The organism is Paenibacillus shunpengii (genome assembly GCF_042684905.1).
Lineage (GTDB): Bacteria > Bacillota > Bacilli > Paenibacillales > Paenibacillaceae > Paenibacillus > Paenibacillus shunpengii.
On sequence record NZ_JBHUMJ010000004.1, the window covers coordinates 277932 to 292048 of the forward strand.

Here is a 14117-nt window from a genome sequence, read left to right on the forward strand (position 1 = left end):
ATAGAAGTGTTAATAATGAATCTGTTGTTAGGAGAGGAGCGAATGCTCAAATGACTTTTGCTAATCCTTCACGTGAAGAGATCAAAGAAATTTTGGCTTCTGCAGGCAATATCGCGGTCGTTGGCTTGTCTGATAAACCGGACCGCACCTCCTACATGGTATCGCAGGCGATGCAATCCAGAGGTTATCGAATTATACCCGTAAATCCTGGAGCGGATACCATCCTGGGAGAGAAATGCTACCCTGATTTGAAGAGTGTTCCGGAGCCTGTCGATATCGTCAATGTGTTCCGCCGGAGTGAATACTGTGCGGATGTGGCAAGAGAGGCGGCAGAGATCGGGGCCAAGGTATTGTGGCTGCAATTAGGCATTGTTAACGAAGAAGCCGCGCAGATCGGTGAAGAGCATGGAATGACGGTGATTATGGATCGCTGCATTAAAGTAGAGGATTCCATTCTGCAGCCCAGAACAATATAAGCAAACCCGAAGTAAGGCTGTTACCACAAACAAGACTGTGGGACAGCCTTTTTCATATGCATTATTCGAGCGCGGTTAACCCTTCAAAGAGCCGCCATGCAGGCTATGAAATCGATTCAAGTTTATTCTCATTTTGACAAAAGGACGGCTAACGCTTACCATCAATGATAGAAAGGAGAGGATCGCCATGAATTGGCTCGGTTCCTTGCAGCAGCTTGGAAGAGCTGTCATGCTTCCGACGATGGTACTGCCTGCAGCGGCGATTCTGCTAAGCATAGGCAGTCTTCCTTGGGAATCATGGGGATTTGAAAGTATAAGCGGTATAGCTACCGTCGCGGGACAGAGCCTGTTTTATTTTTTACCTTATCTGTTTGCCGTCGGTGTTGCGCTCGGGCTGTCCAATCAGGCGGGTCAAGCAGGACTTGCAGCGCTTGCAGGCATGATTATTTATGACCAAGTCGTAAGCCATTTCGGTAACGGGGTTGTTCAGCCCGCATCTTTGATCGGAATTATCCTCGGCGCAATCGCCGGGTTTACTCATAACCGTTTCAAAAGCATCAAGCTTCCGGAAATATTGCAGTTTTTTGGCGGATCCCGATTTGTTCTACTGATTGTGGGCTTGTTCTCCGCCTTGTTCTCCTGCATTATGCTCGGCTTAGCTCCTCTATTGCAGCAGCTGTTAGATTTAATTGCATCCATGGAATACAGCCTTGGCGGTTTCGGATTGTTCTTGTACGGTATTCTCTATCGGGTACTTGTCGCATTCGGGCTACATCATCTGCTTAATAATGTGTTCTGGTTTCAGCTAGGTTCATACGAGACACCGGAAGGGCAGATTATGACTGGAGATTTGCCGCGTTTTTTTGCCGGGGATCCTTCAGCAGGCTATTTTATGTCGGGCTTGTTCCCTATTATGATGTTCGCCATTCCTGCGATTGCATTTGCCATTATTCAGGAAGCACGGGAAGATTTGAAGCCCAAGATACATAAGACCTTCATGACTTCTGCGCTCGTTTGTTTTCTAACAGGGGTGTCGGAGCAGATCGAGTTTGCCTTTTTGTTTGCAGCTCCCTATCTGTTTTTTGTACACGCCGTTCTGTCAGGACTTGCCTTATGGATCAGCTATGTGCTTGAAATAAGACATGGATTTTCTTATTCGGCAGGTGTTATTGATTACATACTGAATTTCCATTTGTCTGAAAATGCACTCTTGTTGATTCCGGTCGGGATCGTGTATGGTCTGGTATATTACTTCTTATTCCGGTGGGCCATCCGTAGATTCCAGATCCCGACCCCGGGACGTGAGGAAGGCTCTGTGCTTGAGGACTGGGCAGGCAGTATACCTTATCAAGCCCCGCTTATTGTGGAGGCGCTTGGAGGGAAGACCAATATTGTTCAGGTTGAGGCATGTATTACACGACTTCGGCTTACAGTGCATAATGACCGCCTTATTGATAGCAGCGCGATGAAGGCACTTGGTTCAGCCGGTCTCATCAAGCTCGGCGCAGGCAATGTGCAGGTTGTCTTCGGCACCTACTCTGAATTAATTCGTGAGGAAATTGCCAAGCTGCTGGAGCGTGATTTGCCGCAAGTGCTGTTCAGCAGCCCTGTGCAAGGGAAGATGCTCCCCATTGAAGAGGTGCCTGACAAAATATTTGCAGGCAAGCTGGTAGGGGACGGCGTCGCTTTTGAGCCGGAGAATGGAGAATTGCTGTCACCGGTGTACGGGACGGTCATGCATTTATATCCGACCATGCATGCTATCGGGATTCAAACTCCGGAGGGGCTTGAGGTTCTGCTTCATATCGGCATTGATACCTCACAGCTCAAGGGGAATTTTGATGCTGTCGTCAGCGAAGGAGATACCGTAGAGCCAGGTCAGCTGCTCATTCGCTTTAACTATGCTGCCTTGCTCAAGGAAGCACCGTCTCTCGTTACTCCGATGGTCATTACCAACCCGGATCGGGTGAAGTCATGGAGTTATGCACCGTTTAAGCACGTTAGAAAAGGCCAGGCATCTGTCATGTCGGTCGTATTATATGAAGATAGGAACGTTGGAGGGGTAGAAGCATGATACAAGGCATCTCAGGAGCGGCTGGTGTAGCCATCGGCAAAGCATTTGTTCTTCCAAGCTGGGAGTGGGATTTACCGGATCAGAAGATGGACGCTGTAGACCTGGCTCGGGAGTTCGAACGGCTGTACGAGGGGATTAAAACATCCCGTGATGAGATTCAGCATATTAAGCAGGAGTTTAATGAAGTGGTTGGTCCCGAGGAATCGAGTATTTTTGATGCTCATTTGGCCATATTAGAAGATCCTGTGTTCATGAACGAGATTCAGGGGATTATTGAACGGCAATATAAAGCGGCCGAGGTGGCCGTAAAGGAAGCAATTGACCACTTTGTCACGATGTTTGACCTCTTGGATGATGAATATATGAAGGAACGGGCACTGGACATCAAGGATGTAGGGAATCGTCTCTTGAAGCATCTATTGGGTGCTCCAGAGATTACGCTGCCATTGGATACACAGCCTTATATTCTGGTAGCGAATGAGCTGTCTCCATCCCAATTGGCACACCTGAATCCTAATTATGTGCTTGGCATCGTGACACTGATCGGCGGCAAGACCTCGCATTCCGCAATTATGGCTAGAGCTCTCGGAATCCCCATGGTATCAGGCCTTGAGAATAGTGTTAATCTTCCGGTTCAAACAGGGGATGTTCTCGTTATTAATGGCGATGAAGGAATAGTGTATGTTAATCCAGATCCACTTATTATCGAGAAATATACGGAAATTCGTGATCAGCAGCTGCGAAAGAAGGAGCAGCTTCAAGTGCTGGCGGAGGTAGATGCTATAACCAAGGACGGAATACAGCTGAATCTGGCAGCCAACATCAGCTCTGTCAAAGAGCTGGACATGTCGCTTCGATCCGGTGCTAAGGGGGTTGGCTTATTCCGTACAGAGTTCTTATATATGGATCGTCATTCATTCCCTAGTGAAGAGGAGCAATATGAAGTATACCGGCATGTAGTGGAGAAGACAGGCGGGAATGCTGTAGTCATACGAACACTGGACATTGGCGGAGATAAACAGCTTGATTATTTCCCTCTTCCGGAGGAAGACAATCCTTTCCTTGGATACCGTGCGATCCGAATTAGTCTGGAGCTTAAGGATCTGTTCAGGACGCAGCTGTCGGCTATCTTGCGGGCAAGCGTACATGGCAAAGTGAAGATTATGTATCCGATGATTTCATCACTGGATGAGATTAGAGAAGCGAATCAGATCTTGAATGAAGTAAAGGCAAGCCTCTCGGAGCGAGGAATCCCTTATGATCCTAACATTGAAGTAGGGATTATGATTGAAGTGCCGGCTGCCGTAGTTATCGCCGATCTGCTGGCGAGAGAGGTGGATTTCTTCAGCATTGGAACAAATGATCTTGTACAGTATGTTCTGGCTGTTGATCGCATGAATGAACAAATTGCCCACTTGTATCAGCCGTTCCATCCTTCTGTATTAAGACTTCTTCGTATGACTGCAGAGGCTGCGCATGCAGCAGGAATCAGTGTCAGTGTCTGCGGAGAACTGGCCGGTGATGAAAGGGCAGTTCCAATCTGGCTGTCGCTGGGCATACACAATCTGAGCATGTCTCCTCAATCTCTCCTGAGAGTGAAGCACCGTGTGCTAAATACGGAAGCAGCGGAGGCTGTAACGGTGGCGCAGTCTTGTCTAACCATGTCGACGGGCAAAGAAATTGAGGCAGAGCTGGAGAAGTATAAACGGAATTCGACACAAAGCACCTCCCTGTCTTAATTTGACAGACAAGCTCCAGTATTACATCACGATGCAAAATATGTAAAGCGTTAATCTGCACCAAAAGAGGATGAATCGAGGCAAGCTGCCTGAATTCATCCTCTTTGTCGTTCATATAAATATCAGGATTCATCTGCGAGCAGATCACAGAAGGCTTTCCCGTATGGCGGCAAGTCAGGTGGTCTGCGAGCGGAAACTATGTTCCCATCAATGACCACAGGCTCGTCCTTCCAGATCGCACCTGCATTCTCCATATCATCACGGATTCCTGGTGTTGACGTGACTGTTACACCCTGCAATATCTTGGCAGATATTAATACCCAGCCAGCATGACAGATTTGACCGATGATCTTGTGATCCCGATGCATTTCTTGAATGAGCTCTATGACCTTAGGGTATCTCCGCAGCTTGTCCGGTGCCCAGCCGCCGGGAACGAGTATGCCGTCGTAGTCCTGACTATTAAGCTCGTCGAAACTATATTCAGCCTTCGCCGGGACACCGTATTTGCCTACATAGGTTTTGTCTTTTATTTCTCCGGCAAGATGAACCTCGGCCCCTTCTTCACGTACCCGATGAACAGGGTACCATAATTCCAAATCTTCGAACTCTTCATCCACCAGTGCAATGACTTTTTTTCCTGCTAATCTCATGTATTTGTAACACTCCTTCCTAACCGTATACAGTGCCATTGTAACCGAAACGACACGCGAATCCAAATCCACTGCAGGATAAGAGAAATAGTTAAGCTATGGAAATAAGTACATCCCTCATAGGGAAGGATTTATGCTACATTAGTCGAAGTAAAGTAGAAAAAGATGAGATGAAGTCGAAAAAACTTGAATATTGAGATTTGAACAGATAGGTGGGGTAAGGGTTATGCGCAGATGGTGCAAATGTAAATTGACAATGAACTTAGAGCTCCGAAGCGTAATCTATGCTAAGAGAGTAGAGATCAGAGATGTGCCCGTATTTTCCTGCATGACATGTTCAACGTATGAAGTCCTTAAGCCAGTCAAACCGGATTTGATTCAGCTGATCAGCAGCCTAAGTCCCGGAAGTGAATATGTCTCTGTTTCCTTTGCAGATTCAAATGAAGTTGCCAAGCTGATTACTGAACTATTAGAGCATCATCCTGATATCGACATCGATACCATGGGTAAAGAGATTGAACAAGCCAAGCAGGAGAGGATTAATCTGCTATTAGATTTGTATCAGTATGCGCTGAGTGCAGGCGATGAACATTGGATGAATGATGTGGAGAGAAGACTTGAACAGCTCTCTCAATTTCGGTGGGAAGAGCATTTTTCAGAGGCAGGCTGATCAGGTCAGTGCCATATCTTATGAAAATTGGCTTTTCGACTCGTTTTTTGTTAATATATTGGGAGTGTAAGTTTTTCTGAAAAGTATGAAAACGAAAAGCTGAAGTGACAAAGGGGATGTATAGGCAATGAAAACGATGACAAGACTGACTAGTATAGAACAGCTTGAAGAAGCGGTTACACAGTCTTCAGAGACTCCGCTTCTGCTATTTAAACATAGTACTCGTTGTCCCATCAGCGCACATGCATATGAAGAGGTACAAGCCTACCTGGAAGCGGCACCTAATGAACAGGTTAATTATTCAATTGTATTGGTCATCGAGGATCGCGCCGTATCTACAGCAGCAGCAGAGCGTTTGGGAGTTCGGCATGAGTCTCCGCAGACGATTCTGGTGAAGAATGGGCATCCAGTCTGGCATACTTCCCACTCTGGAATCACTTCAAGAGACCTTAGTTCGGTTTTGAGCTCGACTTAAAGCCTGTTTATGTTTATTGCAAGTCGCAATAATATGTCGTATCATAATTTTTAACATGAAAATGGGAATGAAAATTTATTGCAAATGGAGAGAAGGAATGTGACGGTAACCATTTACGACGTAGCACGTGAAGCCGGAGTATCTATGGCAACGGTTTCGCGGGTTGTGAACAACAACCCTAACGTTAAGCCACAAACGCGTAAAAAAGTATATGAAGCCATAGAAAGACTCGGGTATCGTCCGAATGCAGTAGCAAGGGGGCTTGCTAGTAAGAAGACGACAACGGTCGGTGTAGTTATTCCGGATATCTCGAATTCGATTTTTGCCGAAATTGCTCGGGGAATTGAAGATATCGCGAATATGTACCATTATAACATCATCCTATGTAACGCCGATAAGAAGAAGGAAAAGGAAATTCGTGTTATTAACACCCTTCTGGAAAAACAAGTGGACGGGCTTCTGTTCATGGGCGGTACAGTAACTGATGAGCATATTCAAGCTTTTCAAACAGCGGCAGTGCCGATTGTTCTTTGTGCGACGAGTGATGAGAAAGGGACGTTCCCTTCCGTCGATATTGATCACGAAGCAGCAGCTTTTGATGCAGTAAGCACACTGGTTCGCCATGGCCATCGTGAGATTGCGATGATTAGTGGAACACTTCAGGACCCAGCGAACGGTTATGCAAGATTCCAGGGCTACAAGCGTGCGCTTGAAACAGCCGGTATCGAGTACCAAGAAGATCTGGTACGCATTGGCAACTATCGCTACGAGTCTGGTGTGGAAGCAATGAAGTACTTCCTTGGACTGAAGAAAAAACCAACCGCAATATTCAGCGCAACCGATGAGATGGCGATTGGTGCGATCCACAGCATTCAGGATGAAGGGCTCAAAGTTCCAGACGACTTCTCGATTATCAGTGTCGATAACATCCGAATGGCTTCGATGGTTCGTCCACAGCTGACAACGGTAGCTCAGCCGATGTATGATCTTGGCGCGGTAGCGATGCGTCTGCTTACCAAGCTGATGAAAAAAGAGAACGTGGAGAACCCGCGTGTTATTTTGCCACACGAAACGATTTTGCGTTTGTCAGTCAGTCATGTGTAATTAGCAACCGTATAGGTTAACTGGTAGAAAGCTCCGTTTTTGCGGAGCTTTTTTGCTGAACAAAGGATGTGCTGATTCATAAACCAAGCCGAGCCAAAGGAGATGAATATGAAGTTATGGCACAAACAATTGGACTCATTGGAGCAATGGATGAAGAGATTGAGCTGTTGCTGTCGGATATGGAGAATCCGGTACGAACAGATTATGCGGGCATAACGTATACCGAGGGTGATGTCTATGGCAAGCATGTAGTTGTATGCAAATCAGGTGTAGGCAAAGTGAATGCGGCTGTAACGACTCAAATTTTGATCGAGAAATTCAGCGTGTCTCATATTATTTTTACAGGGGTAGCTGGTGCAGTCCATCCGGATTTGGAGATTGGAGATATCGTCATCTCGACGGCATGTATTCATCACGATATAGATGTTACTCCTTTAGGTTACAAGCGGGGAGAAATTCCTTACCAGAAAACGTCGGCTTTTCCGGCGGATACAGATTTGATCAAACGGGCGGCTGAAGCATGTGAGGAGTTGTCAGCGAGATATATTAGCGGAATTGTGCTGTCTGGAGATCAGTTTATTGCAAGCAAAGAGGTTGTGAGCAGGCTGCACGACGAGTTCCAAGGGGCGTGTGCCGAGATGGAGGGGGCTGCGGTCGCACAGGTGAGCTTCATGAATAAGATCCCTTATGTTATTTTGCGTGCCATGTCGGATAAGGCAGATGGCTCAGCCCATGTGAACTTTGCCGAATTTACAGTGGAATCCTCTCAGAAATCCCATCGGATCGTAGAACACATACTGGTACATATGTAAGCAGAACAGATGAGTAAACGAGAAAAGACAGGAGCAGCCCGGGGATGTCCGGGACCAGGCTCCTGTCTTATTAGTACATATAGCGCTGTTTAAACCTTACGTGATCGAATTGTTCTTTGGAGGCAAGGGGGACCTTGCTGCCGATTCTCACCATAAGGCAATTGGCAGGATGTGCACAAATTTCAGGGTCATCCGTAGCGTACCAGACCATATCCACCGTCTTCATCAATCGCTCCATCATCTTACGGTAGTCCCATACGGATAGTCCGCTTCCTTTCAAATCCCAATGCCAGTAATATTCGGTCGTAAAGACGATATATTCCTCCATCTGTTCATGTTCAAAAGCGTGCTGAATGAGTGCGCGGCCAATTCCGTAAGAGCGGTAATCATCTGCAACCTCAATCGCTCCCAGCTCAATCAGATCCTTCATATTCCCTTCAGACCAACGTTCCATCTCGTCAGGATAATGAAAAGTCACATAGCCGATAATCGTATCTTGTTCTCTGGCAATAATGATTCTTCCTTCCGGAAGCTCAGATATTTGAATGAGAGCCTCTTGCTGCTCATGAGGTCTTCGGAACGCATCAAGATCCGGATGCATGACTAGATCCTGCAGCAATGCGGCAGGAACAGGACCTTCTACAACAATCTCCCTGCTGTTCATAATGAGTAAGTGAGCGTGGTGATGTTTGGTATGGTTCATTGTTCATCAGTGCTCCTTCTGGAGTGTCATGGCGTGTTCTCTCTACTTATAACAAATAACCAAAAAAATGAAAAGGGAATATTAACAGAATCTCAAATTATGCTATAATATTCCAGACATAAAGTTTTCACATTTCTAGCAATAGCCGCAGTAACTCGGATACGTTGGTAAGTTGAATCAAATTTTACATGAGAGTAAGTATGAATTTGATTCATGTCATTACAGATTTGTAAGCGCTAACTAACCTGTACATTGTGAAAATGTAACTGAGGAGGCTCTGAAGGCAATGAGTCATGATCAAAATGAATTTATCGCAACTGTCGTAGAGCGTAGTAATCTGGGAGATTACACACAGGCTCGTGAGCAATTTAGCTGGGAAGAAGTGAAGAAGCACTTTACGTGGTATGAAACAGGCAAAGTAAATATGGCATATGAAGCGATTGATCGTCATGTAGACGAAGGTAATGGAGCACGTACAGCGCTCCTGTACAGTGATGCGGTCAGAGAGGAAGCCTACAGCTTCCTAGATCTTAGTGAAGGCTCTAATCGATTTGGTAATGTACTCCGAAAGTACGGAATATCCAAAGGTGATCGGGTCTTTATTTTTATGCCAAGAAGCCCTGAGCTGTACTTGAGTCTGCTTGGAACCTTGAAGGTCGGAGCCATTGTGGGACCTTTATTTGAAGCCTTCATGGAAACGGCAGTGAAGGATCGTCTGCTGGACAGTGAAGCAGTAGCACTGATTACCGTTCCACAGCTGCTGCCGCGTATCAATCGTGACGAACTGCCCCAACTGAAGCATATCTTCGTTGTAGGCGGTGGAGCACAGGAGCAAGAGGGTTTCATTGATTACGATGCAGAGATGGCAGCGGCTTCAGATGAGCTGGAGCTGGAGTGGCTCAGTCTGGAAGATGGTATGATTCTGCACTATACCTCTGGATCAACTGGCAAGCCCAAAGGGGTCTATCACGTTCACAATGCAATGATTCAGCATTATTATACAGGGAAGGTCGTCCTGGATTTACGAGAAGATGATATTTATTGGTGTACCGCGGATCCTGGCTGGGTTACGGGTACATCATATGGTATTTTTGCGCCTTGGCTGAATGGAGTCACGAACGTAATCAGAGGCGGCCGGTTCAGTCCACAGGATTGGTATCAAACGATTGTCAGCAATAAAGTAACCGTGTGGTACAGTGCTCCTACTGCATTTCGAATGCTGATGAGTGCAGGAGACGAGGTTATTAAGCAATTTGATTTGTCTACACTACGTCATGTACTCTCCGTAGGTGAACCGCTGAATCCTGAGGTAGTAAGATGGGGAACCAAAGCCTATAATCAGCGAATTCATGATACCTGGTGGATGACCGAGACCGGAGCACAGCTCATTTGTAACTATCCAGGTATGGTGATTAAGCCGGGCTCAATGGGTAAGCCGCTCCCGGGGATTGAAGCCGCAATTATTAATGATCAAGGGGAGGAGCTTCCTCCGTATTCCATGGGTAATTTGGCAATCAAGACACCGTGGCCTTCCATGATGAGGCAGGTGTGGAACAATCAGCCTAAATATGACGAATACTTTCGTATTCCTGGCTGGTATGTATCCGGGGATTCCGCTTATATGGATGAGGACGGGTATTTTTGGTTCCAAGGCAGAATTGATGATGTCATCAACTCTTCAGGCGAACGAATCGGTCCTTTTGAAGTAGAGAGCAAGCTCGTAGAGCATCCAGCAGTTGCAGAAGCCGGTGTAATTGGTAAACCGGATCTCGTTCGAGGTGAGATTATTAAGGCCTTTGTCTCCCTGCGGGAAGGCTATGAACCTACACAGGAATTGAAGGACGATATTTACCGTTTTGTAAAAGAAGGCCTATCTGCCCATGCAGCCCCTCGTGAAATTGAATTTAAGGATAAATTGCCGAAGACTCGATCAGGGAAGATTATGCGAAGGGTGCTTAAAGCGTGGGAGCTTGATTTACCTGCTGGCGATTTGTCCACGATTGAAGATTAGAATGATCGTCCGTGTTGATATTATGACTTAATCAAAAAACTTGAATATATACAAAAAAGCTAACGTAAGTTTAAAACTTACGTTAGCTTTTTTTACTTCTATAGCCTATCTTAAGGACTTACTGGTGCTGACGGACTGGATTCTCCAGCCGCGTTAACCGCGGTTACTCTGAATGCACCCTTGGCTTCCGCATTATTGTAAGTGAATGCCGTGAAACCAGCAGTTCCAACATGCTGGAAAGGCTCCTGACCTGTTTCGCTGTAGTAAACATTGAAGCCCGTTACGCCTTCCTGTTCGGCCCAGGTGATGACAATACCTTGCTCTGTAATCTGGGCAGAAACACCGCTAGGTGCTGCAGGCGCACCAGACGCATCGGTGTTACTGTTCGCTCCAGCGTCACCGTCCGGGTTCGCATCTGGATCAACGACCGTACCTGGAACCTCAATAGGATTGTCTGGTGTCTCTTCCTCTGGAGGAGGAGCCTGAGCGCCGCTGCTGACAATTGCACTAGGTGCTGATTCTCTGCCAGCGACGTCAACTGCAACAATGTAGAACTGTACGCCGCTGCCCGCATAGCTGCTAAATGAAGTCGGATTCCCTGCAAGCACGACCTTACCCTGATTCTGGAACGGACCACCGTTCATGCTCCGATATAGTCTGTACCCGACGACATCGCCGGCTGCGCTAGGATTAAAGGTGATGACTGCATTTCCATTGTTCACCGTCATTCTGACATTGCCAGGGGCATCGGGATTCGCTCCGTCATCCTTACGAGGGTCAACCTCCTTAGGCATGTCTTCATCGGCATCGTCCGGCAAATAATAGGATAATGGCTCATGCTCGGCCATCACTTTAAATGCCTCCTGCAGCTGCTTGATCAGCTCAGAGATTGGACGTTCACGCTTCACGACGGTTTGTTCCTTCAGCATATCTGAAGGCGTTTCGTCTCTAGGGATATAATTTACACCGTTGTAAGTGATGTACTTCGATTTAGCAACCGCATCGTCGCTTTCGGTTGGTACATATTTCGTATTGAAAATATCGGTTACGAATTTGTCGGTAAGCGAAGTCGGCAGCTTGCCGCTGTATGCGGATACCGTCTTGGTTGTAATATTCTCAGGCTTCGTAAAGGTCTTCGTAGGGAACAGGTCTGGCTCAGCCTCGGTAACCTCGTTCAATATTTTAGCCCAGAGTCTGCGGGCCCGCTCTCTTTCAGCCCCTTTAGCGAGTGTGGATAGAGTCTCTTTGTTGTTATAACCTACCCATACGCCGAGAGTCACATCCGGTGTATATCCTTGGAACCATACATCTGCATAGTTCTGCGTCGTGCCTGTCTTGCCGGCAATTTCAATTTCACCGTACTTATTGAAATTGTCTCTAACGAGCTTACCTGTACCGTCCGATATAACCGTACTTAACATGTCTGTCATTAAATAAGCTGTTTCCTTAGAGAAGATTTCCTTCGGTGCAGCTTCATGGGAATATACGATGTTCCCTTGTGAATCAACGATTTTCTCAATCATGTAAGCATCATTAAAGACACCATTGTTGGCAATCGCACCATATGCATTCGTCAGTTCTTCTACGGATACACCGTAAGTAAGACCTCCAAGTACACCGGTAGTTGCATTCGTATAGTCGACATCTGTCAAGGTAGTAATCCCAAGACTTTTCGCAAAATCCCAGGCCTTCTCAAGTCCCAGCTTTTCATTAAAGATTTTGAGAGCTGGAATGTTGAGAGATTGATTTAACGCATATCTTGCCGTTACTAGACCGTTATAATTTCCGTTTGAGTTTTTCGGAATATGATAGCCTTTTTGACCATCCTTCAAAATGATCGGCGAATCATCAAGAACGGAGGCTGGCTGTATAATTCCTTCTTCAAGCGCTGGCAGAAAAGCAGCGATCGGCTTCATAGCCGAACCAGGCTGTCTTACCATTTGTGTAGCAAAGTTCAAATTCTCAACATTAAAATCACGACCCTCGATCATGCCGAGAATTTTCCCTGTCTTGTGATCAATCATCATGGCAGCCGTTTGCTCTAAGCCTTTGCTCTCGTTATACGCTGAGAAGTTGCTGTCGTCCTCGGCGATGGTGCGCATCGTCTTGTAGACATTCTTATTAATGGTCGTATAAACGCGATATCCACCGGTACGAAGCTTCTGCAGTGCTTCCTCAGTCAGCTCGCTGTCTGATTTATCCGGCACTTCTCCTTCAGGATAGAGCACATCAATCAGCACTTTGGCAGCCTGTCTTTCGGTTTCAAGCATTAGGTAAGGATACGTATTGTATGCTTTGGCTACTCTTGGTGCAAGCGATGACTTAAGATCAAATGCTAATGCTTCATCATGTTCACTCTGCGTTATCTTGCCCAAAGCGAGCATACGTCCGAGCACACGCTCCTGACGCTCAATGGCATTGTTGAAATTGTCCTCATTGAACTCACCTTTTCCGTTAAAAGCGGAGTAGGCGGAAGGGAGCTGAGGAAGGCCTGCCAAATAGGCAGCCTGTGCAATGTTCAGATCATCAAGATCATTTACATTAAAAATACCTTTGGCTGCAGCTTTGATCCCGTATACGTTATATCCGCTGGAGCCGTTCCCAAATGGAACCTTATTTAAATAAGCTGTAATGATTTCATCCTTGGTCAAAAACCGTTCTAAACGCAAGGATAATAAAATTTCCTTCACTTTCCGATCTTCCGTCTTGTCCAGACTCAGGAAGACCCGTCTTGCCAGCTGCTGAGTCAGTGTGCTTCCGCCTGTTTGTACAGGCTCGTTCAGCACTCTCTCCTTGACAGCTCTTAGAGTACCTGTTATGTCTACGCCTTTATGTTCATAAAAAGTATCATCCTCGATAGAAGTCACTGCATCAAGTACGATTTGAGGAATGTCCTCCAGTTCCACAATACGCCGGTCTTCTTCTGTCCTGAGTTGACCGATTGCTGAACCGTCTGCAAAATAAGCAAAACCCGTTAGTGCATTCTCACTGACTGCTTGTTCGATTGCAGCTCTGGAGCGGACAGGCTCGTCTTTAACAATGGATGCTATGTAACCTGTAAGTGCACCGCCGACAAACAGGATACCTACGAAGCCAAGGACGACCATCCATTTAACAAAACTACCTAACCTGCTTAAGAATTTTCTTTTGCGGGAAGGCTGCTCATCAGGTTTTTTATCCTTATCATCAACCATCAAATGTCTTCCTCCTTTTAACAGGCATTATTATAGCATAAAATCACTCTTTTGAACCCCCGCAAATGGTGGCAAGGGTCGGAAATTGACAGCCCTTCTCGGAATATGTTATATATAAAGTCAAAACTTGATACGGAAAAAAGCTGTGAAGGACTCCAGTAGGAGGCGGATAACACATAGTCAGAGAGCCGGTGGGTGGTGTGAACCGG

The 14117-nt window shown here is 46.4% G+C and carries 11 protein-coding genes and 1 other annotated feature (1 of these 12 only partly in view); of the genes, 8 read left to right on the forward strand and 3 right to left on the reverse strand.

The window, feature by feature from the left end; translation table 11 throughout:
• The first annotated feature begins 50 nt into the window (after positions 1-50).
• From ACFSVM_RS17665 to ptsP, 3 genes are all read left to right on the forward strand, one after another.
• Positions 51-476: a CoA-binding protein gene (locus tag ACFSVM_RS17665; protein ID WP_076313188.1), complete on the forward strand. Its 426-nt coding sequence runs from the start codon at positions 51-53 to the stop codon at positions 474-476.
• 187 nt (positions 477-663) lie between these two features.
• The gene (locus tag ACFSVM_RS17670; protein WP_379263657.1) at positions 664-2550 is read left to right on the forward strand and encodes a glucose PTS transporter subunit IIA; all 1887 of its coding nucleotides are present in this window, start codon (positions 664-666) and stop codon (positions 2548-2550) included.
• Entirely contained in the window at positions 2547-4289 is a 1743-nt protein-coding gene (gene ptsP, locus ACFSVM_RS17675) for a phosphoenolpyruvate--protein phosphotransferase (RefSeq protein ID WP_379263659.1), read from the forward strand. Before ACFSVM_RS17670 ends, ptsP begins: the two co-directional genes overlap by 4 nt.
• Before the next feature lie 122 nt (positions 4290-4411).
• On the opposite strand, the gene ACFSVM_RS17680 is transcribed toward ptsP, so the two are convergent.
• Positions 4412-4939, reverse strand: a complete 528-nt coding sequence (locus ACFSVM_RS17680) for a type 1 glutamine amidotransferase domain-containing protein (protein ID WP_379263661.1) — start codon at positions 4937-4939, stop codon at positions 4412-4414.
• 250 nt (positions 4940-5189) lie between these two features.
• Here ACFSVM_RS17680 and ACFSVM_RS17685 point away from each other — a divergent pair, with 250 nt between their 5' ends.
• The 4 genes from ACFSVM_RS17685 (at position 5190) to ACFSVM_RS17700 (ending at position 8000) form a co-directional block, all read left to right on the forward strand.
• Positions 5190-5609, forward strand: coding sequence for a hypothetical protein (locus ACFSVM_RS17685; RefSeq protein ID WP_379263663.1), 420 nt, complete (start codon positions 5190-5192; stop codon positions 5607-5609).
• A gap of 127 nt (positions 5610-5736) precedes the next feature.
• Positions 5737-6084 carry a bacillithiol system redox-active protein YtxJ gene (ytxJ, locus tag ACFSVM_RS17690; protein WP_076313183.1) on the forward strand — a complete coding sequence of 116 codons (348 nt, stop codon included), beginning with the start codon at positions 5737-5739 and terminating at the stop codon, positions 6082-6084.
• A 99-nt stretch (positions 6085-6183) separates the two neighbouring features.
• Positions 6184-7188: a catabolite control protein A gene (gene ccpA / locus ACFSVM_RS17695; RefSeq protein WP_047910927.1), complete on the forward strand. Its 1005-nt coding sequence runs from the start codon at positions 6184-6186 to the stop codon at positions 7186-7188.
• Between the two features lie 116 nt (positions 7189-7304).
• The gene (locus tag ACFSVM_RS17700) at positions 7305-8000 is read left to right on the forward strand and encodes a 5'-methylthioadenosine/adenosylhomocysteine nucleosidase (protein WP_379263666.1); all 696 of its coding nucleotides are present in this window, start codon (positions 7305-7307) and stop codon (positions 7998-8000) included.
• A gap of 70 nt (positions 8001-8070) precedes the next feature.
• Here ACFSVM_RS17700 and ACFSVM_RS17705 read toward each other — a convergent pair whose 3' ends face one another.
• Complete coding sequence (locus tag ACFSVM_RS17705; RefSeq protein WP_090725435.1) at positions 8071-8703, reverse strand: GNAT family N-acetyltransferase; 633 nt, start codon at positions 8701-8703, stop codon at positions 8071-8073.
• A gap of 286 nt (positions 8704-8989) precedes the next feature.
• Between ACFSVM_RS17705 and acsA the strand changes: the two genes are divergently transcribed.
• The gene (gene acsA / locus ACFSVM_RS17710) at positions 8990-10714 is read left to right on the forward strand and encodes an acetate--CoA ligase (RefSeq protein ID WP_090725437.1); all 1725 of its coding nucleotides are present in this window, start codon (positions 8990-8992) and stop codon (positions 10712-10714) included.
• Positions 10715-10824: 110 nt separating this feature from the next.
• Here acsA and ACFSVM_RS17715 read toward each other — a convergent pair whose 3' ends face one another.
• Positions 10825-13908 (reverse strand): transglycosylase domain-containing protein, encoded by a 3084-nt coding sequence (locus ACFSVM_RS17715; protein ID WP_379263669.1) that lies wholly within the window; start codon positions 13906-13908, stop codon positions 10825-10827.
• 136 nt (positions 13909-14044) lie between these two features.
• Positions 14045-14117, forward strand: a binding site (T-box leader) (it continues 204 nt past the right edge of the window).